The organism is Nocardioides sp. WS12, from assembly GCF_014108865.1.
Taxonomy (GTDB): domain Bacteria; phylum Actinomycetota; class Actinomycetes; order Propionibacteriales; family Nocardioidaceae; genus Nocardioides.
Window position 1 is genome coordinate 4,196,165 of record NZ_CP053928.1, and the last position, 18,448, is coordinate 4,214,612.

The following is an 18,448-nucleotide window of genomic DNA, read 5'->3' on the forward strand; positions in this document are numbered from 1 at the left end:
TGCTCCACGATCACCGGCCGTACTTCGGCGCGGGTGCCGAAGCGTCCCCCAGATAGGGCTTGAGCCAGGTGTTGTACGACGACTGCCACGCACCGTTGCTCCGACGCTCGTCAAGGACGGAGTTGATGAACCTGATCAGGTCGACGTCGTCCTTGTTGGCTCCGATGCCGTAGGGCTCATCGGTGAGCTTCTGCTGATCCGGTACGACGGCGTACTTGTCCTGCGCGACGAGGCCGGCCAGCACGGTGTCGTCACCGGTGATCGCCTCGACCTCACCGTTCTGGAACTTGATCAGGCAGCCGGTGTGGTTGGCGGCGGCCACCGGGACCGCGTCGGGCTCGATCCTGGTGATGTTGTCGATGCTCGTCGAGCCGGCCGGCGCACAGACGCGGAGGCCGGCCAGGTCCTGAGGACCCTTGTACTTGAGGTAGCGCCCGTCGGCGTCCTTTCGGACCAGCACCTTCTGCGTGGCGTTGTAGTAGACCGCGGAGAACCCGATCTCCGTCCAACGAGCGCAGTTCATCGTCATGTTGCGGGCGACGATGTCGATGTCACCGGACTTCAGCAGCTTGATCCGATCGGCCGCCACAATGACGCGCAGCTTGAGCTGGACGCCCAACGCACCGGCGATCGCCTTTGCGACATCGATGTCGAAACCTTCGATGGTGCTCTTGTTGAACGGATTCGCAGACCCGAGCTTCAGTGTGTCCGCCGAGACGCCGACGACGAGTTGACCACGATCCGTGAGCTCACGCAGGGCCGCAGTGCGATCGCCGCTCGACGCGTACGACTCCGTAGCGTTGTCACACTCGACGGGTACCGCCGGAGCCGCCTGACTGGACTCTTCAACGTCTGGCTTGGGAACCACCGTCGCGTCGTACCCACAAGCGCCGAGCAACAGCACCCCGGCAGCGGCGCCGAGTAGGGCGCGTCGTGTCCGGATCCAGATCATGAGAACTCCCTCCGACGCTCGCCGATACCTCGAGTAACAGCCGCGGCCGCCAGCACACCGAGCAGCAGCGTGACGCCACTCAGGATCAGTGCCAGAGTCCGGCCGCTGCGAAGGTCGTCGGTGACGTTCTCGCCCGCGGTGGCCACGATCTCCTTCGATGCGCTGTCGAACCGGTCGAGCGCAGCAGAGGATCCTTCCGTATCGGGAGTCGTCGCGAGGTCGCGTGCCGCGGCCCAGTCGCCGCTGTCATCGAGCTCGACGATCTTCTGATGGACAGCCTTGTAGTCCGTCCAGGACTCCCCGGTGTCACGCCTGAGCGATGCTTCCACCGACTTCGCGGACTCCCCCCACTGCGCCTCGAATGCCGGGCCAGATCCGCGCTTGATGAGCCGCAGGCTCTCGATTGCCTTGGAGTCGTTCGCTGCAGTACGCGCGTCCGCCTGATCAATCGCCACGGCAAGGTCACCGCCGCGCAAGCTGTCATTCGAATTATCGCGCAGCAGTGCGGCGAATGCCGTCACGACGGTGACGACAAGCACGATCACCGCCGCGATGGCGAGGCCCTTGTTGATCCGACGACGGAAGTGTTGCGCCAACTGACGGTTGAGCCAGACGAGCGCCACCAGAGCGAGGATCCCGAGCACGAACAGCCAGAACGGGTGCTGCCCGGCCATGGCGCCCTCCGCCCGATCGGTGTTGGCCTTCACCAAGGCGTCGAGGATTGGCAGTGCCTCGCCCCGCAGGGCACTGCTCGCACCGCCGAGGTACTCCGCACCGACGGGAAAGCCCTGCCGGTTGTTGTCGCGGGCTTGGGCGACCGCTGTGGCGTAGTTGGCTACCTGCACATTGAGGTCCGCGAGGACCGCGCGATCAGCGGGCTGGGCATCGGCGGCATCGGTGATGTTGCGCAGCACCGACGCGATCGCGTCGTCGTACTCCTTGCGCTGGTCGGGGTCTTCAAGACCACCGACAAGGAACGCATTCGTCGCGAGGGCGTCGGCGCGGAGCAGCGAGGACTGGATCTCCTGGACCCGCACCAGTTGCTCGGTGTCGTCGGCCGCTCGACCGTCGGACTGCCAACCAAGGAACTGCATCAGTGCGCTCAGGATCCCGAACAGGATCGCGACGGACATGCCGATCAACTGCCAGCGGTTCAGCAGCGCGGGGGTGTCGACGAGACCTGGTGCGGGCTGGACTGCGGTCGCCTGCGCCGGCGCGGGTGCCGGTGCGGCAGCCGGGGGCGGCGGTGCCGCCTGGGGGGTGGCGGTCTGGCTCACGATTCCTCCTGGGTCTCGACAGGCTCGACCAACGGGGTCGGTTCAGGGGCCGGGCGGGCGGCCGTGGCGTCGTCGCCGAACGGGTCGACCGGTTCGGCCGGCGCGGCGTCCTCGGGCGGTACGACGACGCCGTCCTCGACGGCAGGCTCGGCCGACGCCTCGTTCGGGTCGACCACGAGGTCGTCCGGTTCGAGGGTGCGCAACTGCTCGAGCGTCGGCTCGGTGATCTCCCGCAACCGCCAGGCGTGGTGGCCGATGGCCGCCTCCAACAGGTTGCGGACGAAGCGCGCGTTGCCGAACGACGGGCCGCGGTGGGCCTCGCCGAGGATCTCGCGCAGCCGGGCAACCACGTCGTCACCGGCGTCGTAATCGGCGCCCTTGGCCATGCCGGCGAAGATCTCGGCCAGCTCGTCGTCGGTGTAGTCGGCGAAGTCGATGGTGGTGCGGAACCGGCTCTCGAGGCCGGGGTTCTCCGAGATGAAGATGGCCATCGGGAGCGGGTAGCCGGCGACGATGACGACGAGGTCGTCGCGCTTGTCCTCCATCTCCTTCACCAGGGTGTCGATGGCTTCCTTGCCGTACTGGTCACCCGAGAGCGAGTACGCCTCGTCGATGAACAGCACACCGCCCTCGGCGGACTTCACCAGCTCGGCCGTCTTCTGGGCGGTCTGCCCGAGGTAGCCGGCGACCAGCTCGGACCGGTCGCACTCGACGAGCTGACCCTTGGAGAGCAGCCCGAGGGCGCGGTAGATGCCGGCCACCAGTCGCGCGACCGTGGTCTTGCCGGTGCCGGGGTTGCCGTTGAAGACGAGGTGCCGCGTGATGGTCGGGCTCTCGAGGCCGGCCTTCTTCCGCAGCCCCTCCACCCGGAGTACGGCGGCCTGCCGGTGGATCTCGCCCTTCACGTTCTTCAGGCCGGTGAGGGCGTCCAGCTCGGCGAGGAGTTCTTCGACGCTCTTCGTCGGCTCCTCGGGCTCGGGCTCCTCGACGACCGGGGTCTCCGGTTCGGCGGCCTGGGCCTGTGTCCCCTCGGTGGTTTCGAGGCTCGGTGCTGGCGCACCTCGCACCTCAACCAGCGACGGGTCCGGCGGCACGGCGCCGTCCAGCGCACCCAGCTGGCGTCGTACCTGCTCACCGACGCGACGGACCTGGTCGAGCATGTCGTCACCGAAACCGGGGACCGGCTGGCGCTCGGGGAGGTCGAACGCTCCCCTGCCCGACGCGGGACCTTCGAGATTGCGGACGGTGAACCCGCCACCCAGTTGCGCGGTCGTCACCGTCGTTGCGGCACCGATCGCGTCAGGACCGGGCTCCCCCAGTGCGCTCCCGGCGAGGGCCACGTCGGCCAGTGCGCCGGCGTAGTCAGCCGAGTGCGTCGACTTCGCCAGCAGCAACTGCGCCATCAGCGGCGTCGGGCCGGCGCGGAACCGGTTGCCCCGCTTGGCCGCCTGGGCGTGCTCCTCGGCCGAGACCGCGCGACCGGTCTGCTCCGACCACACCACGAACGCACCGCGGGAGCGCTCGGACACGGTCGCTGCCACGGCCTCGCCCTCAGCGCGTGCGGCCGTCTCGTCGACGCCAGCAGCGCGGGCCGCAGCGACGAGCGCGGCGAGCGCGGCGGCCAGGGTCGTCGTACCGGAGTTCTTCACGGTGCTCCCAGGGTGAGGTCGGGGCCACCGTCGGACGCGTGGCCGAACTTCGCGGCGAGGAACTGCCCGTGGGCGACCAGGGCCTGGGCGTCCGCGCGGTTCGCGGCATCGAAGATCTTGTCCATGGTGGACCCGAGCAGTTCGAGTTGCTCGATGAGGATCACCAAGGCGGTCTTGTGGCCGTCGATCGGCCGGGTGTCGGCCCAGTCGCGCGGCAACCGGAGGTAGCCACCGACGGCCTCAGGCAGGTAGTCGGTCGCGGTCGCCACCACGGAGTAGCTCTCCATGCTGCCGAGCCCGAGCTGCCGCAGCCGCGGCAGCGTCTGGTGGATGGTCTGCGCGATCCGGACCACCCGCGAGATGACCACGGGCGGCGCGTTGCCCTCGCGCAGCATGGCGTTGACCCGGTTCAGCGCAGCAAGGATGTCCTGCTCGGTCGGCGCCGGCGGGACGACGTACCCCGACTCCACCACCTTCCCGGAACCCCGGGCACGCTGCCACCACGACTTCATTCCCACGCGATGATCGTCCTGCCTGCTCGTCGCCCGAGTCAGGAGATGTTGAGCGTGCCGGCGGCGTTGCGGGAGTCGTGCTGCTGCACCCGCTCGATGTAGGCCTTGGACTTCTGCACCTCGGTCTCGAGGACACCGATCGTGGTCGACATGTTGTCGAGGGCCTTGAGCTTGAACTCGTCGATCGAGTCCATGGTGGCGTAGATGTTGGCGAACGCCGCCTGCAACTGCTCCATGCCGATCGTCGAGGACGCCGCCTGCTCCTGGATCGCAGCGGAGTTCTCCTTGAGCATCTCCGAGGTGCGCTGGATCATGTTCGACGTCGTGGTGTTGAGCGCGGTGATCTGGTCGAGCACGAGCTTCTGGTTGTTCAGCGCCTGCGCCACGATGACGGCAGTCCGCAGCGCGGACATCGTCGTGGTGGACGCCCGGTCGACACCCTTGATGAGCTCGATGTTGTTCTTGATGATGATGTCGATCGCCAGGTAGGCCTGGATCGACACCGCGAGCTGCGTCAGCAGGTCCTGGTGCTTCTGGCGGACGTAGAACAGCACGTCCTGCGACAGCGTCTTGGCGGTGTCCGGGTCACTGAGTTCGAGCTCGGCGATGCGGGCCGACAGCTTCGTGTCGAGCTTCTCGGCGACGTAGATGTACTGGTTGAGGCGACCCATGACCGACCACAGGTTCGTCTTCTCGAGGTTGAGCGCGACGTTGTCCCGGGTCAGCTCGTCCTGCCCGCTGCGCAGCGAGTGCAGGATGCCGTTGAGCTGGCTCTGCGAGGACTGGTACTTGCGGAAGTAGTCCTCGATCTTGTCGTTGAAGGGCAGCTTGTCGAACCACTTCTTGACACCGGTGGCCTGCCCGGGGTCGAGGTCCTCGACCGTACGACGCAGTTCGAGCAGCGTCTTGCCGACCTTGGAACCCTGCGCGATGCCGCCTTCCTTGAGCGCCATCACCGGCTTGTCGAGCATCCGGTTGGACGTCTCGGCGGCCTTGCGGATGTCCGCGTCACCCATGGTGCGAACGTTCTCGGCCTGTGCCGCGAACTCCGGACTGCCGGCCTTCGTGCTGGTCAGCGCGGTCAGGAAGTTGTCGACCTTGGCATCCAGTTCGGGCACCATCGCAGCCGCAACCTGCGGCGCCATCTTCGGCGCTGCGGTCTCGACGACGGGCGCGGCCGCTTCCGGCGCAGTCAGCGTCAGAACGGCCTCGGGGGGTGCGAGCGGACTGGGCTCGGGGGCAGGGGCCTGGGAACCGTCGGTGGTCATGAGGGGGAGCCTATCCAGCCACCCCCCGCTTCATGCAGGGTCAGGCGACGATTTCAGGGGCAGTCTCGGGGGCATCCCCGGGCATCCCCGACTGCAGGTCCGCCTGCAGCTCGATGAGGAACAGCGGCATCAGCCACTGGGCGATCGGACCGATGGTCAACGCGAAGACGACAGTGCCGAGGCCCAAGGTGCCCCCGAGCACCAGGCCGATGACGACCACGCCGACCTCGAGGACGGTGCGGACCAGCCGGATGGAGAGGCCGGTACGGCGGTGGAGCCCGGTCATCAGGCCGTCACGGGGGCCGCGGCCCAACTGCGCACCGATGTAGAGCGCCGTGGCCAGGCCGCACAGCAGGACGCCGCCGACCATCAGGCCGATCCGGGCCGCGAGGTTGTCGGGCGCGTCGAACACGGCGAGCGTCGCGTCCGCGGACATGCCCACGACGAGCGCGTTCGCGATGGTGCCGACGCCCGGCTTCTCCCGCAGCGGGATCCAGAACACCAGCACCACGAAGCTGAACAGCACGACCGCCTGCCCGAGGGTGATCGGCACGTGGCGGATGAAGCCCGAGTGCAGCACGTCCCACGGCGCCAGGCCGATGTCGCCCAACACCATCATCGCCAGGCTGACCCCGTAGAGCGCCAGCCCGAGGAACAGCTGCGCGAGGCGTCGTACGAGACGGCCGGCACGCAGCTGCGCGATCGGGCCGAGGTCGACGAGTGCGGGCGTGGGCGAGGGCGTGGGCGAGGGGTGGACGGCCAAGGACATGCTTCCACTCTCCCCGGGATTGGACTGTTGCCAAATAGCCAATCCAGTTACAGTGGCCTGCATGGAGCAGTCCACTTTCCTCGCAGCCTCGCGACTCGCCACCCTGGTCGAAGGGTTCGACCGCTCCCCCGCGTACGTCGGCCTGGCCGACGCCCTGCGCGAACTGATCGGCGACGGCCGGATCGCCTATGGCACCCGTCTGCCCAGCGAGCGCGACCTCACCGACGCGCTCGGCGTCTCCCGGACCACCGTCACGCGTGCGTACGCCGTCCTCCGCGACACCGCCTACGCCCAGGCCCAGCAGGGCAGCGGCACCTTCACCCGCCTGCCGGGTGGGCCGACCCGCGCCCTCGACCGCGCCCTGTGGCCGACCGACGTCAGCGAGGGCGTGATCGACCTCGTCTGCGCCGCCGCCACCGCACCGCCCGGCATTGCCGCGGCCTACACCGAAGCCGCGGCCGAACTACCCGCCCATCTCGGCGGCCACGGCTACTACCCCGCCGGCATGCCCGCCCTGCAAGCCGCTATCGCTGCGTCGTACGACGCCCGGGGGTTGCCGACCGCACCGGAACAGATCATCGTCACACCGGGCGCGCTGGCCGCGACCGCAGTGATCGGCAGCGCCCTGGTCGGCCCCCGGGACCGGGTGCTGGTCGAGTCACCCACCTATCCGAACGCCGTACAGGCACTGCGGACCGGCGGCGGGCGACTCACGTCGATCCCCCTCGATCCGTCGGGCTGGGATCTCGACGCAGTGGCCCAGGTGCTGGGTCGGACCAGTCCGCGTCTCGTCCACGTGATGCCCGACTTCCACAACCCGACCGGGCTGGTGATGACGGAGGCCGAGCGCGCGACGTACGCGAAGACACTGGCCCGCAACGACGCCACTGCGGTGGTCGACGAGGCCCACCACCTGCTTCGCCTGGACGATGCGCCCGCGCTGCGTCCGTTCGCGTGCTTCAGCAAGGACGCCGTCACGGTGGGCAGCGCCAGCAAGAGCGTGTGGGGCGGCCTGCGACTGGGCTGGATCCGCGCACCCCACGCGCTCGTCGACCGCCTGACCCGGGCCCGGGTCGGCCTCGACCTCGGCGCCCCGGTGCTCGAGCAACTGGTGCTGACCCGCCTGCTCAACGGGGACCACGACGCCATGGTGGCCCTGCAGCGCGACCGACTGCGGACGCAGCGCGACGCCCTCGCCACGGCCGTGGCGACGACACTGCCCGACTGGACCTTCCGGATGCCGGCAGGCGGGATGGCGCTGTGGCTCCAGCTTCCCTCAGCAGGCGCGACGGCCCTGTCCGTGGAAGCCGAGCGACACGGCGTACTCCTGGCGCCCGGTCCGTCGTTCGCCCCGGAGGGGGGCCTGGACCGGTACCTGCGCATCCCCTACGCCGTTGACGCACCCCAGTTGGTGGAGGCGGTCAACCGGATCGCGGCGGCCTGGGCCGTCGTCGAACGAACCGCCGCCCCCCGCTCCACGAAGCGGAGCGGGAAGGCGAGCGTTCTCGTCGCCTGAGCGCGACTTGGGGTTTGTGACCGCCGACTTGGGGTTTGTGACCGCCGACTTGGGGTTTGCCGCAGCGCCGTACGACGACAAGTCACCACTCGGAGGAGGGAAACCCCAACTCGCGCGCTACAAACCCCAACTCGCGCCTAGACGACGTCGACCGCGCGGATCGAGGTGGCCTCGATGGCCGTCTCGATCTCGGCGAGGGTCTCGGCCGGGATGGCCGAGTCGACAGACAGGGCGACGAGCGCCTCGCCGCCCTTGGTCTCACGGGAGACCTGCATGCCGGCGATGTTGACCTGCGCCTGGCCGAGGATCTGGCCGACGGTGCCGACCATGCCCGGGCGGTCGACGTAGGTGAAGAACGCGAGGTGGTCGGTGGGCTCGATGTCGATGTCGAAGCCGTTGACCTCGACGAGGCGCTCGCGCTGGTGGATACCGACGAGCGTGCCGCTGACCGACACCTGCGAGCCGTCGGCGAGGGTGCCGCGGAGCGTGATCAGGTTGCGGTGGTCGGGGCTCTCGCTCTCGGTGATCAGGCGGACGGCCACGCCGCGCTCGGCGGCGAGCAGCGGCGCGTTGACGTAGGAGACCTGGTCCTCGACGACGCTGCTGAAGACACCCTTGAGGGCAGCGAGTTCGAGCACCTTGACGTCGTGCTCGGCGATCTCGCCGCGGACCTCGACGTCGAGCTGCTGGGCGACCTCACCGGCGACACCGGTGAAGATCTGGCCGAGCTTCTCGGTGAGGGAGATACCGGGACGCACGTCCTCGGCGATCACGCCACCCTGGACGTTGACGGCGTCGGGGACGAGCTCACCGGAGAGCGCGAGGCGGACGGACTTGGCGACGGCGATGCCGGCCTTCTCCTGCGCCTCGTCGGTGGACGCACCGAGGTGCGGCGTCGCGACGACGTTCTCGAGCTCGAAGAGCGGGCTGTCGGTGCACGGCTCCTTGGCGAAGACGTCGAGGCCGGCAGCAGCGATGCGGCCAGTCTTGAGGGCGTCGTACAGCGCGGCCTCGTCGACGATGCCACCGCGGGCGGCGTTGACCAGCACGAGCGAGGACTTGGCCTTCGCGAGCTGCTCGGCGCCGATGAGGCCAGCGGTCTCGGGGGTCTTGGGCAGGTGCACGGACATGAAGTCCGACTCGGCCATCAGCGTGTCGAGGTCAACGAGGCGCACGCCCATCTGCGCGGCGCGACCGGCCTGCACATAGGGGTCGTAGGCGATGACGGACATGCCGAAGGCGGACAGGCGCTGCGCGACGAGGACGCCGATGCGGCCGAGGCCGACGATGCCGACGGTCTTCTCGAACAGCTCGATGCCGGTGTACTTGGAGCGCTTCCACTCCCCGTTGCGCAGCGCGGCGTGGGCCGGCGACACGTGGCGGGCCGCGGCGAGCATCAGCGCAACGGCGAGCTCGGCAGCGGAGACGATATTGGAGGTGGGCGCGTTGACGACCATGACGCCCGACTGGGTGGCTGCCTTCACGTCGACGTTGTCGAGGCCGACACCGGCACGCGCGACGACCTTGAGCCGCTTCGCCGCGGCGAGCGCCTCGGCGTCCACCTTCGTCGCGGACCGCACCAGGATGGCGTCGACGTCGGCGATGGCGGGCAGCAACTCGGCGCGGTCGGCACCGTTGCAGTGGCGGATCTCGAAGTCCGGGCCGAGCGCCTCGACAGTGGCGGGGCTCAGCTCTTCGGCGATGAGTACGACGGGACGAGAAGTCACAGCGAGGTCCTTCACAGGATCGTGCGGGTGAAAGGGTGGGCACGGCGCTGTGCGAAGCCCAACAGTACCCGTCCGGATCGCGTGTTACTAACTTGTGAACGAGATCCGGACCGGGTCGAATCAGCCGAAGAGTCCCTGGCCGACGTACTCCCCCGCAGCCACGCCAGGAGGTACGGCGAACAGCGCGGATCCGGTGAACTTGAGGTACTCCATGAGCGCGTCGCTGGACGCCATCTGACGTTGCACGGGGATGAAGTGCGTGCGCGGGTCGCGGACGTAGGCAATGAAGAACAGGCCGGCGTTGAGCCCGCCGATGTCATCACTGCCGTCGACGAAGTTGTAACCGCGGCGGAGCATCCGGGCGCCGTCGTTCTGGTCCGGGTGGACGATCCGGACATGCGCGTCGGTGGGGATGATCGGTCCGCTGCGCCCGGGCAGTTCGAAGTCGGGGTCGGTGAACTCGTCGCCACCGGACAGCGGTGCACCAGCGTCCTTGGTGCGGCCGACGAACTGCTCCTGGTCGCCGAGCGGCTGCCGGTCCCAGACCTCGATGGTCATGTTGATGCGCCGGGTGACGAGGTAGGACCCGCCCGTGAGCCAGCCCGAAGCCTGGTCGTCGTCCTTGCCGACCCAGACGTGCTCGGCGAGCGCCTGGGCCTCCTCGGCCTTGACGTTCGCCGTCCCGTCCTTGAACCCGAACAGGTTGCGCGGGGTCGACTGGCTGGTCGAGGTCGTCGACGTACGACCGAAGCCCAACTGGGACCAGCGCACGGCGGTGACCCCGAAGCCCATCCGGACCAGGTTGCGGATCGCGTGGACGGCGACCTGCGGGTCGTCGGCGCACGCCTGGATGCAGATGTCCCCGCCGCTACGGGCCGGGTCGTCGATGTCACCGCGGAAGTGCGGCAACGGCTCGAGCGCCTCGGGTCGCTGATCGGCGATCCCGAACCGGTCCTTGCCGTCGGTGGTGCGAAACAGCGTCGGCCCGAATCCGAACGTGATCGTGAGCCGGCTGGCCGGCAGGCCGATCGCCTCGCCGGTGTCGTCGGGCGGTACGTCGGTCGCCCCCCGGACCGGGCCGACCGGTCCGGCCGAGCCACCCTGCGTCATCCGCTCAGCAGCCTCGGTCCACTGCTGGAGCAGGCCGATCAGTTCGTCGCGGTCCTCCGTGGTCACGTCCAGGGCGACGAAGTGCAGTCGGTCCTGGGCGGGCGTGACGATGCCCGCCTGCCTTTCCCCACGGAAGGCGTACGACGACACGACCGCCGCGGCGGCGTCCTCATCGGCGGTGCCGCGCCCCGCGACGAACGCGCCGGCCACCCCGGCGACGGCCCCGACACCGATGCCACCGCCGAGGAGCCCGCGCCTGCTGACCTTTGCTGCCCCTGTTGTCATCGTCAGGAGACGACCGCAGCGGTGAGGTGGGACAGCGGCTCGGAGAGCGTGTTGACGGCGGCGGCCAGCTGGTCGACGTCGTCCTTGGTCAGCTCGTCGTAGTAGACGAAGCCGTCCCCCTTGCGGTGGCCGTCGAGCAGCTCGTTCAGCTCGGTGAAGCGGGTGGTCAGCTGCTCGGCGAGCTCGGCGTTCTTGGTCTCCAGCACGGGCTGCACGCCCTCGAAGGCGATCCGCGCGCCGTCGACATTGGCCTGGAAGTCCCACAGGTCGGTCCGCGACCAGAACTCCTCCTCGCCGGTGACCTTGCCGGTCGCGACCTCTTCGAGCAGGCCGCGCGAGCCGTTGGCGATGGCGTCGAGCGGGTACTCCAGCGCGCCGGTGCCGGTGGCCTGGACCCGCTTGTCGAGCTCGACCGTGTTGGCGAGCAGGTCGTCGGCGTACGTCGCGCGCTCCTCGGGAGTCCACGCAGCGTACTTCTCTGCACGGGCCGGCCAGAGGTCCTTCTCGATCGCGTGCCAGCCGGTCCACTTCTCGCCAGCGGCGAAGTCGACGTCGGCCTCGCGGGCATCCATCTTCGGGTCGAGGTCACCGAACGACTCGGCGACGGTCTCGATCCGCTCCCAGTGCTCGCGGGCGACCGGGTAGAGGGCGCGGGCCTCGTCGTCGGAGTCGCCGGCCTTGTAGAGCTCGACGAACTCCTTCGTCTTCACCAGCAGCTGCGAGGTCTGGTCCTGGACGTAGGCGCGGTAGTTGTTGGTGGCCTGCTCGATGAGTTCGGCCTCGTCGGCGCTGACCGTCACCTTCTCGTCGGAGGAAGTGACCTTGAAGTCGGCGCGGATGCCTTCGCCGACCATGCCCGGCTTGCATGCGGTGACGTACTCGCCCTCGGGCACCGTGACGGTGAGCGTCTTGGTGAGGCTCGGCCCAATGTTCTCGACCTCGCCGACGATCCGGAGCCCGTCCTCGGCCAGCAGGTAGAACTCGGTGACGTCGGAGCCCGTGTTGGAGACGTCGAAGCTGATCGTGCCCGCCGGAGCGGTCTTGGCCGAGACGTCGCAGGCGTCCTTGGTCGACGCGACAGCCAGCGTGCGGGCATCGCCGCTCTCGGAATCGGGCGAGGCGTTCTCGGTGCATGCAGCGAGGGCGGGTACGACGGCCAGCGTGGCCAGCGAGGCGAGCAGGGTCTTGCGCATGGAGTCAGTTCTCCTGGGGTGAGCGTTGGGATCGGACAAGTCGGGACTGGATGAGTCGGGGGCGCAGCAGGAACAGGGCGCCGACGGGGATCACGTAGGCCAGCCATGCGGCGGCCTCGAACTTCGTGGTGACCGGCGAGAAGTTGAAGACGCCCTTGAGGACGGTGCCGTACCAGGAGGAGGGCGGAATCGTGGCGGAGACGTCGAAGGCGATGTCGTGCAGGCCCGGCAGGATGCCCGCCTCCTGCAGGTCGTGGATGCCGTAGGCGAGCACGCCGCCCGCCACGAGGATCAGGAACGCCCCGGTCCAGGTGAAGAAGACGGAGAGGTTGAGGCTGATCGCGCCGCGATAGATGAGGTAACCGAGGACGATCGCGCAGGCGATGCCGAGCGATGCACCGACCAGGGGTTCCCAGGTCTGGGCGACGACACCGGTGGCCTCGCGGGTGCCTGCCTGCGTCGCTGCCCAGAGGAACAGCGCCGTCTCGAGACCTTCCCGCCCGACGGCGAGCATGGCAACGAGCGCGAGGGACCAGCGGTTGCCAGAGGCGGCTCGATCGATCTGGCCCCGCAATTCCGCGCCCAGCCCGCGGGCCGCCGTGGCCATCCAGAAGATCATCCAGGTCACGAAGGCGACCGCCACGAGCGACAGCAGTCCGCCGATCGCCTCCTGCGCCTCGAAGGTCAGTCCGCGCGGGCCGAAGGTGAGGGCGGCACCGAAGGCCAGCGAGATCGCGACTGCGATGCCGACGCCCAGCCAGATCCGCGGAAGGAGCTCACGCCGATCGGTCTTCACGAGGTACGCGATGAGGATGCTCACCACGAGCGCGGCCTCGAGGCCTTCGCGGAGTCCGATGAGGAAGTTGGCGAGCACGAACCGGCAATCTACGCCCCTTTGCTTAGCCTCACCTAACCGGGCCGCTTTCCGGGATCACGGGACCGGCGTAACCTCCGTTCATGGGGACTCCCGTCATGGGGTACGGGTCGCGCGCGTTGCTGGCGTTCGGCGCGCTGGTCCTCGCTCTCTGCGTGCTGGTGACCGCGTCCGGCGAAGGCCTGCAGTCGATCGCGCGCGACGACCGCGCCCCCGCTGAGCCACGTGACGAGGACGCGCCCTCCGCCCCCGAGGGCGACAACGAGGAAGCCGTCGAGCGGGACCAGTTCGAGGAGAACGACCAGGACGACGCCACACCGACCTCGTTGCTGTCGGGCCGGCTCGCCGCGCTCGTCCTGCTGGCCGCCCTCATCGCCCTGGTCATCGGCCTGATCGCCCGCCTGCGGGTGTCGCTACGGCGCCGCCGCCTGTCCGGCGACCATCTGCGCCCCACACTGCTCCCCTCGCCGCAGCCCGATCCCGACGAGGACACCGACGAGGTCCTGGCCGAGGCACTCGGCGGAGCCCTCGACGACCTCACCCACGGTTCGGCGCGCAACAGCATCGTGGCCGCGTGGCTGCGACTCGAGCAGGCCTCCGAATCGGACTGGTTCGAACGCAATCCCGCCGACACCCCGAGCGAATTCGTGGAGCGGGTCCTGTCGTCGTACACGCTTGATGGAGAGGTGATCGGTCGACTGGCCGGCCTCTATCGCGAGGCGCGCTTCTCCTCCCACCCGATCACCGATCGGCAACGCGACGAGGCAGCGGCCTGCCTGGCCACGTTGCTCGACGGACTTCGCACCCGAGCGCCGGGAGGCCACCGATGATCGTTGCCTGGGTCTGCGCCGCCGTGGCGGTGGGCGGGTTGCTCGTCTACGCCATCGCCGTCGCGAACGATGTCGTGTCGCCCGCCTGGCCGGAGGACGAGCCCCTCCACGTCCGCGACAACCGGGCCCACGACCTCGAACTCACGCACCTCGCGCGACTGCTGGGCGCCCGTGACCCGGCCACCGTGCACGCCCAACTGTTCGGCATCGTCGACCGTTTGTTGAGTACGACGTCCGTGCTCGCCGGACCTGCAGATGTCGACCCGCGGGCGGCCCTGCCCGCCGCCGTACGACGGTTCCTGGAGGCACCACCCCTCGACTCGCCCGACCGCTACCGGCGCGACCTGGCGACCGCCCTCGACGCACTCGAGGCGCTGTGAGTCCGGCCGAGGCGTCACGCCTGGCACAGCAGGTCCTCGACGAGGTGGAGACCGCAGTGGTGGGCAAGCGCGATGCGCTCACCTTGGTGCTGGCGGCTGTCGTGGCCGGCGGACACGTGTTGCTCGAGGACTTCCCCGGCCTCGGCAAGACGCTCGCAGCGCGATCGTTCGCGCAGGCACTCGGGCTGGACTTCAAGCGCGCCCAGTTCACGCCCGACCTGTTGCCGGCCGACCTCACGGGGTCGTTCATCTACAACCAGCGCACCTCGGAGTTCGAGTTCCGGGCCGGGCCGTTGTTCACCGGCCTGCTGCTGGCCGACGAGATCAACCGCACGCCACCGAAGACGCAGGCCGCGTTGCTCGAAGCGATGCAGGAGCGGCAGGTGACGGTGGAGGGCGAGACCTTCCAGCTGGCTGCGCCCTTTCACGTGCTGGCGACGGCGAACCCGATCGAGTACGAAGGCACCTATCCCCTGCCCGAGGCCCAGCTCGACAGGTTCCTGTTGCGGGTCGACTTCGGCTACCCCGAGGCCGCCGAGGAGTGGGAGGTGCTGCGCCGTCGCCTCGCGCGCGGACAGGAGGAACAGACGGTCCGGACCGTGATCGACGCCGCCGGCCTGATGGCCATCCAGGGTGCGGTCGAGACCGTCACCGTCGACCCGGACGTCGGCCGCTACTGCGTGGCGCTGGCCGGCGCGACCCGGAGCCACCACCACACGCTCGTCGGCTCCTCGCCGCGTGGAGGTCTCGCGCTGATGCTCGTGGCACGTGCGTTCGCGGTGATCGCCGGGCGCGACTACGTGACGCCCGAGGACGTGAAGGCGGTCGCCGTCCCGGCGCTCGCCCACCGGATCACGATCCGCCCCGAACTCTGGATGAGCGACGTGTCCGGACGATCCGTGGTCGCCTCAGTCCTCGGCCACGTGGCCGCGCCCGCCGCTGCGTCGACGTCAAGGGAACGCATCCGGTGAGCGACTGGCGCGCAACCCATGCCCACCTGCGCGCCGCGGTCGCGGGCTTCGGCCTGCTGGTGGCCGGCCTCGTGCTCGGCCGGGTCGACGTCGTACTCCTGGCCTCGCCACTGGTGTTGATCGCGATGGCCGGCCAGGCGTCACGGCCGGACGAGTCGCCGACCGCGCGCGCCACCGAGGGCGCGCTGACCGTCCACGAGAGCGAGGAGTTCGGCTGGCGCACGGTCGTGACGGGCATGCCTCCGGGCGGCACCCTGGCTGCCTTTCACCCAGGCCAGCGCTGGCTGGACATCGAACCGGAGGACGGTCGACTGGCCGCTGCACCCGACGGCACCGCGACCGCCGACGTCGCGCTGCGGGCGACCCGCTGGGGACGGCGTCGCCTCGGCGGCCCCGTCATCACGGTGTACGACGCCTGGGGCGCCTGGCGCTGGACGCCGGATCCGTTCCCCGGGCTCCAGGTGACGGTGCTGCCCGCGACGGAACCCTTCGACTCGTCGGCGCCGGCACCCCACCCCCACGGCCTGGTCGGGATGGAGCGAGCCGGCCGACCGGGCGAGGGTACGGAGTTCGCGAAGGTGCGGGCCTTCGAGCCGGGCGACCGGTTGCGCCGGATCCACTGGCCGACGTCGGCCCGGACAGGGCGACTGCACGTCACGGCCACCTACGCCGACCAGGACGCCCATGTCGTGGTGCTCGTCGACGCGGTCAACGACGTCGGCGACAGCGAGGGGATTTACGGAGCCCACAGCAGCATGGACCTCACGGTGCGCGCAGCAGCCGTGCTCGCCGATCACTTCCTGCGGCGCGGCGACCGGGTCGGGATGCGGGTGTTCGGGGCCTGGGGCGTGAGCTTCGTGCCGTCCGCGGCAGGCCGGATGCAACTGCGCCGGTTGCTGGACACGCTGTCGCTGATCGAGCCGGGCACGGCTCGCGGCGAGGATGCGCTCGCTGCCCGGCAGGCCCTGGGCGCCGGGACGCTCGCCCTGATGCTGTCGCCCCTGATCGAACCAGCGTCGACGCGGCAGGTCGCGATGCTGACCAGCGCCGGGATCGACGTGGTCGTGATCGACACCCTGCCGAAGGAGCTCGTCGAGGGCGTCGGGCCGGGCACGACCGAACAGGAAGCCCTCGCCTGGCGGCTGCGAATGTTGCAGCGCCGACTCGAACGCGACCAGATGGCGTCCCTCGGCATCCCCGTCGTCACGTGGACCGGTCCGCACAGCCTCGACCAGGTGCTCCGCGACCTCACCCGCCGTTCGGCAGTCCCCCGGTTGGGGCGCCGATGAGCACCACCAGCGGACTCACCTTTCGGGACCGGCAAGGCCATCGCATCGGCACCCTGAGTGTGGCGAATGTGCTGGCGTGGCTGGCGATCGTGGCGCCGATCGTCATCGCCGCCCAGGTCATCCGCACGGCGGCTCCGGCCTCGCCGTGGTGGCCGGCCGTGGTGCTCGTCCTGCTGGCCGTGGCCACGGCCGATCTCCCCGACAGCATGTTCCCGCTCTCGACCGTGCTGGCGACGGCGGGCTGGTGGATCGCGACGGTCGAGGACGTGCGGCTCGGGCCGACGGTCGTGGTTGCGTTGTCCCTGCTCGTCTTCCACGTCGCCGCCGGCCATGCCGCGCTCGGCCCTCCGGGACGCGACGACGACGCCGCAGTACTCCGAGGTGTGGTGGCGCGCATCGCCCAGGTGGGAGCACTGACCGTCGTCCTCGCGGCGGTCGCCGGCGTCACGACGGGGCGGGTCGACGTACCGCCGGTGGTGCTCGGTCTGGCGCTGATCTCGACAGGCGCACTGCCCTGGTTGGCGGGTCGCTGGAAGCGATTCGGCGCGGGACACTAGTGTCGGCCACGCAGGAGTACGTCAGTCGACAAGGAGTCAGCCATGCGGGTGTTCACGACGTTCGAAGAGGTTGCCGAAGCAGCAGGCACCGAGCTCGGAACCACGGAGTGGGTCACCATCGACCAGCGCCGCGTGAACCAGTTTGCTGACGCGACCGGCGACCACCAGTGGATCCACGTCGACATGGAGCGCGCCAAGAACGGCCCGTTCGGCGGCACCATCGCCCACGGCTACCTGACCCTGTCGCTCGTCCCGTGGCTCGGCAGCCAGGTCTTCACGCTGCGCACCCCGGGCGCGAAGCTGAACTACGGCGTCAACAAGGTCCGCTTCCCCACTCCGCTCCTCGTCGGCAAGCGCGTCCGGCTGACCGTGAAGATGGGCGACGTCGTCGACATCCCCAGCGGCAAGCAGCTCACCGTGCAGCACACGATCGAGATCGAGGGCGAGGCCAAGCCGGCCTGCGTCGCCGAGACCGTCGTCCTGCTGCTGCCCTAGGTTTCGAGGCTCGCTGGCGCTCGCACCTCAACCAGCGGTGGAGCGAGTCGACCAGGCCTGGTCGATGGCCTGCTCGAAGACTTCGGTCGGCTGCGCCCCGGAGATCCCGAACCGCTCGTCGATGACGAAGAACGGGACGCCACTGGCGCCGTAGGCCCGCGCCTGCGCGATGTCGGCCATCACGTCGTCGCGGTACTCCTTGCTCGCGAGCACCTCATCCACGCGAGCTGTGTCGAGCCCGGCCTTCGCGGCCGCGGCCCGCAGCACGTCGAAGTCACCGAGCGACTCCCCACGGGAGAAGTACGACGCCAGGAGCTCCTCGAGCAGCGCGTGCTGGAGTCCGTGCTCCTTCGCGAGGTGGAGCAGCCGGTGGGCGTTGAGGGTGCGGGTGTGCGTGGCGTCGGCGTAGTCGAACTCCAGCCCCTCGGCGGCGGCGAGTTCCTCGACGTTCGCCATCATCGCCCGGGTGCCGGCCTCGTCCTTGCCGTACTTGCGGCCCAGCGCCTGCGCGATGCTCTCGGTCCCGACCTCGGGTGCGAACGGGTCGAGCTCGAACGAGCGGTAGACCAGCTCGATCTCCTCGCCGTGCTCGAAGCCCGTCTCTGCCAGATTCTTCAGCGCCTTCTCCAGTCGGCGCTTGCCGATGTAGCACCACGGACACACGACGTCAGCCCAGATCTCGATACGCACGTGGGGTCGAACAACATGAGGGTCCGGGTTGTTCCGACCCCGAGAGACCTCAGGGTCCGGTCAGGGGTGGATCAGGGGATCTGCCCGACGCGGCGGACCGCCGT

General features: G+C 69.4%; 18 protein-coding genes. 7 read left to right on the forward strand and 11 right to left on the reverse strand.

Annotation, left to right across the window (positions count from 1 at the left end; translation table 11 throughout):
• Nucleotides 1-10 precede the first annotated feature (10 nt).
• The 6 genes from HRC28_RS20305 to HRC28_RS20330 are packed head-to-tail and all read right to left on the reverse strand — an operon-like array spanning nt 11 to nt 6,427.
• Nucleotides 11-952 (reverse strand): glutamate ABC transporter substrate-binding protein, encoded by a 942-nt coding sequence (locus HRC28_RS20305; protein ID WP_182377200.1) that lies wholly within the window; start codon nt 950-952, stop codon nt 11-13.
• Nucleotides 949-2,229, reverse strand: a complete 1,281-nt coding sequence (locus HRC28_RS20310; RefSeq protein ID WP_182377201.1) for a hypothetical protein — start codon at nt 2,227-2,229, stop codon at nt 949-951. Before HRC28_RS20310 ends, HRC28_RS20305 begins: the two co-directional genes overlap by 4 nt.
• Nucleotides 2,226-3,878, reverse strand: a complete 1,653-nt coding sequence (locus tag HRC28_RS20315) for an AAA family ATPase (RefSeq protein WP_237111583.1) — start codon at nt 3,876-3,878, stop codon at nt 2,226-2,228. Before HRC28_RS20315 ends, HRC28_RS20310 begins: the two co-directional genes overlap by 4 nt.
• Nucleotides 3,875-4,390 (reverse strand): hypothetical protein, encoded by a 516-nt coding sequence (locus HRC28_RS20320; RefSeq protein WP_237111877.1) that lies wholly within the window; start codon nt 4,388-4,390, stop codon nt 3,875-3,877. Before HRC28_RS20320 ends, HRC28_RS20315 begins: the two co-directional genes overlap by 4 nt.
• 38 nt (nt 4,391-4,428) lie before the next feature.
• Entirely contained in the window at nt 4,429-5,658 is a 1,230-nt protein-coding gene (locus tag HRC28_RS20325) for a toxic anion resistance protein (protein WP_182377203.1), read from the reverse strand.
• Nucleotides 5,659-5,698: 40 nt separating this feature from the next.
• Nucleotides 5,699-6,427: a hypothetical protein gene (locus HRC28_RS20330; RefSeq protein WP_182377204.1), complete on the reverse strand. Its 729-nt coding sequence runs from the start codon at nt 6,425-6,427 to the stop codon at nt 5,699-5,701.
• Nucleotides 6,428-6,488: 61 nt separating this feature from the next.
• Here HRC28_RS20330 and HRC28_RS20335 point away from each other — a divergent pair, with 61 nt between their 5' ends.
• The gene (locus HRC28_RS20335; RefSeq protein WP_182377205.1) at nt 6,489-7,943 is read left to right on the forward strand and encodes a PLP-dependent aminotransferase family protein; all 1,455 of its coding nucleotides are present in this window, start codon (nt 6,489-6,491) and stop codon (nt 7,941-7,943) included.
• A gap of 137 nt (nt 7,944-8,080) precedes the next feature.
• On the opposite strand, the gene serA is transcribed toward HRC28_RS20335, so the two are convergent.
• The 4 genes from serA to efeU form a co-directional block, all read right to left on the reverse strand.
• Entirely contained in the window at nt 8,081-9,670 is a 1,590-nt protein-coding gene (gene serA, locus HRC28_RS20340) for a phosphoglycerate dehydrogenase (RefSeq protein WP_182377206.1), read from the reverse strand.
• Between the two features lie 120 nt (nt 9,671-9,790).
• A complete protein-coding gene (gene efeB / locus HRC28_RS20345; RefSeq protein ID WP_182377207.1) occupies nt 9,791-11,065 on the reverse strand; it encodes an iron uptake transporter deferrochelatase/peroxidase subunit in 1,275 nt (424 codons plus the stop codon).
• 2 nt (nt 11,066-11,067) lie between these two features.
• Nucleotides 11,068-12,258: an iron uptake system protein EfeO gene (gene efeO / locus HRC28_RS20350; RefSeq protein WP_182377208.1), complete on the reverse strand. Its 1,191-nt coding sequence runs from the start codon at nt 12,256-12,258 to the stop codon at nt 11,068-11,070.
• Between the two features lie 4 nt (nt 12,259-12,262).
• Complete coding sequence (efeU, locus tag HRC28_RS20355; protein WP_182377209.1) at nt 12,263-13,132, reverse strand: iron uptake transporter permease EfeU; 870 nt, start codon at nt 13,130-13,132, stop codon at nt 12,263-12,265.
• A gap of 83 nt (nt 13,133-13,215) precedes the next feature.
• Here efeU and HRC28_RS20360 point away from each other — a divergent pair, with 83 nt between their 5' ends.
• The 6 genes from HRC28_RS20360 to HRC28_RS20385 are packed head-to-tail and all read left to right on the forward strand — an operon-like array spanning nt 13,216 to nt 17,654.
• Nucleotides 13,216-13,962, forward strand: a complete 747-nt coding sequence (locus HRC28_RS20360; RefSeq protein ID WP_182377210.1) for a DUF4129 domain-containing protein — start codon at nt 13,216-13,218, stop codon at nt 13,960-13,962.
• Nucleotides 13,959-14,342 (forward strand): hypothetical protein, encoded by a 384-nt coding sequence (locus tag HRC28_RS20365; protein ID WP_182377211.1) that lies wholly within the window; start codon nt 13,959-13,961, stop codon nt 14,340-14,342. The genes HRC28_RS20360 and HRC28_RS20365 overlap by 4 nt, the downstream gene beginning before the upstream one ends.
• Nucleotides 14,339-15,313: a MoxR family ATPase gene (locus HRC28_RS20370; protein ID WP_182377212.1), complete on the forward strand. Its 975-nt coding sequence runs from the start codon at nt 14,339-14,341 to the stop codon at nt 15,311-15,313. Before HRC28_RS20365 ends, HRC28_RS20370 begins: the two co-directional genes overlap by 4 nt.
• A complete protein-coding gene (locus tag HRC28_RS20375; protein ID WP_182377213.1) occupies nt 15,310-16,602 on the forward strand; it encodes a DUF58 domain-containing protein in 1,293 nt (430 codons plus the stop codon). Before HRC28_RS20370 ends, HRC28_RS20375 begins: the two co-directional genes overlap by 4 nt.
• Nucleotides 16,599-17,159 (forward strand): hypothetical protein, encoded by a 561-nt coding sequence (locus HRC28_RS20380; protein ID WP_182377214.1) that lies wholly within the window; start codon nt 16,599-16,601, stop codon nt 17,157-17,159. The genes HRC28_RS20375 and HRC28_RS20380 overlap by 4 nt, the downstream gene beginning before the upstream one ends.
• Before the next feature lie 42 nt (nt 17,160-17,201).
• Nucleotides 17,202-17,654 carry a MaoC family dehydratase gene (locus HRC28_RS20385; protein WP_182377215.1) on the forward strand — a complete coding sequence of 151 codons (453 nt, stop codon included), beginning with the start codon at nt 17,202-17,204 and terminating at the stop codon, nt 17,652-17,654.
• 27 nt (nt 17,655-17,681) lie between these two features.
• Here HRC28_RS20385 and HRC28_RS20390 read toward each other — a convergent pair whose 3' ends face one another.
• Nucleotides 17,682-18,344, reverse strand: coding sequence for a DsbA family oxidoreductase (locus HRC28_RS20390; RefSeq protein WP_182377216.1), 663 nt, complete (start codon nt 18,342-18,344; stop codon nt 17,682-17,684).
• Nucleotides 18,345-18,448: the final 104 nt, after the last annotated feature.

What these genes read in the sequence shown, in the direction of transcription:
- HRC28_RS20335 (WP_182377205.1), top strand. Translation starts at nt 6,489, where the DNA reads ATGGAGCAGTCCACTTTCCTCGCAGCCTCGCGACTCGCCACCCTGGTC.
- HRC28_RS20330 (WP_182377204.1), bottom strand. Translation starts at nt 6,427, where the DNA reads ATGTCCTTGGCCGTCCACCCCTCGCCCACGCCCTCGCCCACGCCCGCA.
- HRC28_RS20360 (WP_182377210.1), top strand. Translation starts at nt 13,216, where the DNA reads ATGGGGACTCCCGTCATGGGGTACGGGTCGCGCGCGTTGCTGGCGTTC.
- HRC28_RS20365 (WP_182377211.1), top strand. Translation starts at nt 13,959, where the DNA reads ATGATCGTTGCCTGGGTCTGCGCCGCCGTGGCGGTGGGCGGGTTGCTC.
- efeO (WP_182377208.1), bottom strand. Translation starts at nt 12,258, where the DNA reads ATGCGCAAGACCCTGCTCGCCTCGCTGGCCACGCTGGCCGTCGTACCC.
- HRC28_RS20305 (WP_182377200.1), bottom strand. Translation starts at nt 952, where the DNA reads ATGATCTGGATCCGGACACGACGCGCCCTACTCGGCGCCGCTGCCGGG.
- efeB (WP_182377207.1), bottom strand. Translation starts at nt 11,065, where the DNA reads ATGACAACAGGGGCAGCAAAGGTCAGCAGGCGCGGGCTCCTCGGCGGT.
- HRC28_RS20320 (WP_237111877.1), bottom strand. Translation starts at nt 4,390, where the DNA reads ATGAAGTCGTGGTGGCAGCGTGCCCGGGGTTCCGGGAAGGTGGTGGAG.
- HRC28_RS20325 (WP_182377203.1), bottom strand. Translation starts at nt 5,658, where the DNA reads ATGACCACCGACGGTTCCCAGGCCCCTGCCCCCGAGCCCAGTCCGCTC.
- HRC28_RS20380 (WP_182377214.1), top strand. Translation starts at nt 16,599, where the DNA reads ATGAGCACCACCAGCGGACTCACCTTTCGGGACCGGCAAGGCCATCGC.
- HRC28_RS20385 (WP_182377215.1), top strand. Translation starts at nt 17,202, where the DNA reads ATGCGGGTGTTCACGACGTTCGAAGAGGTTGCCGAAGCAGCAGGCACC.